Annotated in this window: 1 protein-coding gene; it reads right to left on the bottom strand. The window is 58.2% G+C overall.

Annotated features, from left to right (window positions below; all coding sequences use genetic code 11):
- The coding region (locus ACH2EH_RS08470; protein ID WP_395140742.1) for an AAA-like domain-containing protein at positions 1 to 1,866 on the bottom strand (1,866 nt) is incomplete at both ends.

Raw genomic sequence — 1,866 nt, 5'->3', positions numbered from 1 at the left:
CTACTTACAAGGATGCGTTTGCCATCAGGAGAGAATTCAACCGATTCAATCGGAACATCATGGCGAATGGCAAGGGTTTGTTGACCCGTACCAGAATCCCAAATCCTGATATTTAGAGCAGGAACTCGCAATTGGCCATCCCACCATTTTTGCTTTTCATCTGTGCCACCCGTCACGAGGCGTTTGCCATCGGGGGAGAATGTTACGCAGTAGACTGGCCCAGTATGCCCCTTCAAAGTAAATAGCTCACGCCCTGTTCTTGAGTCCCATACCTTGGCTGTCCCATCAACACTCGCCGTTGCGATTCGCTCACCTTTAGGAGAGAACGCGACCCCGTACACACGATCGCTGTGACCATGGAGGCTTAAAAGCTCCTTGCCTGTTGCTGCATCCCAGACCTTGGCAGTTTTGTCCATGCCCCCCGTCACGACATACTTTCCATCGGGGGAGTACACGGCGGAGTTAACGGGGCCTGTGTGTCCTTTAAGAGTTAGTCGATTCTGGTTGCACAGGCGGTTCCAGTAGCCCCACTCGAAGCCACGATAGGGGCTGTCTTTGGTTTCCTCAAGGAGCTTGTTGATGCGGCTGAAGTTGTTCTTCTCGTAGTCTGCCTGGATAACGTTCATGTTGGCGATGTAGAGGTTATGGCGGGCTTCTTCCGTGCTCTCCTTAGCCGCGATCTCTGCCCTTTTCGCTCGGTTGGCGTCCAGGCGGGCCTTCTTTGCGTTCTGGGAGGCGTTCAGAGCAAGGAGCCCGATGACGGCGATAACAGCACCCGCAAGGAAACCTGTACGCAAGGTGCCCCGACGGTAGGCTTCCTTTTGTCGGCGCAACTCGGCATCGGGCATGTGCGAGAGAATCCAGTGCTTATCGAAGACGTGATCATAGATGCGGTTGCGGACGATCAGATGGCCGCTGGCATCCACGCGTGCTACCCCGGAGAGGCGCAGGACGGGCACGAGCGGGTTGGTCTCGTCATCAGGGACGCGCTTACCGGAGCGCACCTTGCCGTAGAGGTCGAGCAGCGAGGCCAGATCGACTTCACTTCGGAGCAGGCGATTACGCACAAAGCTGAGGTTATCGTCGCTGTCTCTTGCCGACTTGGAGAGAAAGAGTGCTTCGCAGAGCCGATCCACGTCGGCGGGCTTGACCTCGTGCGGCTCTTCGGCGATAGCACGACAGAGGCGCTGCGTGAGGTAGGGATGCCCACCCGTCCAGTGGAGCACCCGATCCAGCACAGGCTTACCACCGGTCAGATGCGAGGCGAGCGGTGCGGCCTCGCTCGTCATGAAGTCGGTGAGGGTGATGCGCTTGCCAATGTTGAAGGGCGACATACGCGTGTCTGAGATGAGGTCAGCGGGCGTGGCGACACCGAGAAGGCAGAAGGTGAGGCGCTGGAACCGCTCGTCCTGGGTGCGGCGGTTGAAGCTCTCGCGCAAGGCCCCGAAGAACTCGTCCACGAGAAAGGGGAGCGAAAGCGCGGCATCGAGCTCGTCCACAAAGATGACGATGGAGTCGGTGAGTTTTTCTAAGGCAACCTCACCCAGTGCGCCAAAGAAGCGCTGGACGAAGCTAAACTCAGCGTGGGCTTTCCAGTAGGCGAGAAACTCTGCGCGTAGGCCCAGTGCCCGTCCCGTTTCCACCAGCAAGCCCAGGTACCACTGCTCGGCCGTGACATTCTGCCCGCCAAAGCGCGTGAGATCCAGGAAAACTGTCTTGACCCCCTTCTCCTGGAGAGCGACAATCGTGCGAACACTGAGGCTGCTCTTTCCCATCTGGCGCGTGTTGAGCACGTAGCAGAACTCGCCGACGAGAAGGCTTGTGAGCAGAGTGGCGTCCGCGTTTCTGGTGACGTAGCTGGCCGCA

The organism is Armatimonas sp., from assembly GCF_043760365.1.
In the GTDB taxonomy this organism is placed as follows: domain Bacteria; phylum Armatimonadota; class Armatimonadia; order Armatimonadales; family Armatimonadaceae; genus Armatimonas.
The sequence above is the reverse complement of the archived record's forward strand: the minus strand, read 5'-3'. Positions and strand labels throughout refer to the sequence as shown.